Consider the following 718-nt stretch of genomic DNA (forward strand, 5'->3'; position numbering starts at 1 on the left):
GTAGGAGGCTAGATTGATATGTATAGAGCTAATTTTTTTATATGAATTACTAATATTTTCGTTAATGCTTTCAATATCTGACTTTGAATTTAAAATATCATCAATATCGTTGAAGATAATTTGGAAGTCATTACGTTTTTTTTGAATCTCATTTTTAAGGTTATTTTTAATTGTAATTTCGGAAGTAAGTTGATTAAAATTTTTAAACAAATTTAATCTTTTCTTTATTAAATCAACATCTTTAAGTAATGATGAGGTTTCAATTTTCTTCTTACTGTAAACATCAAAATTGTCATTTAGCCAGGATAATTGAGTGCTTCTTCTTTTAATTTCCTCTATAGACTCTATAGTTTTTTTCTTGTTTAAAGAACTATTAAACAATAGTGTATCGTACTGCTTTTTACCTAATTTATTGTCCGAAAATTCAAATTTGCTAGTCAAATGTTCCCTAGAATTGATTAATTCTACGAGTTGTTCTATACGAATCGAACTGTCACTGGACATAGATAAATCGTCAATTTGACTTTGAAGGTCTTTTATTTTAGTACCGATTTCACTAGATTTACCTTCGACTTGGGATAACAGAACCATTATATTTTCATATTTTGTAAAAGTTCTTTTACCTTCGGGCCAAAAATCCTGCAATACTGAGAATTTTTTCTCTGGTGTTTCTTGCCTTAGAAATCTATCTATTTGATCATGTGTCAATATATTAGTG

At 27.6% G+C, this 718-nt stretch carries 1 protein-coding gene; it reads right to left on the bottom strand.

Annotated features, from left to right (window positions below; all coding sequences use genetic code 11):
- Window positions 1–718: hypothetical protein (locus tag L4C32_RS20745; protein WP_428198779.1), on the bottom strand; the 718-nt coding region annotated here is incomplete at both ends.

The organism is Aliivibrio kagoshimensis, assembly GCF_050337105.1.
Taxonomy (GTDB): domain Bacteria; phylum Pseudomonadota; class Gammaproteobacteria; order Enterobacterales; family Vibrionaceae; genus Aliivibrio_A; species Aliivibrio_A kagoshimensis.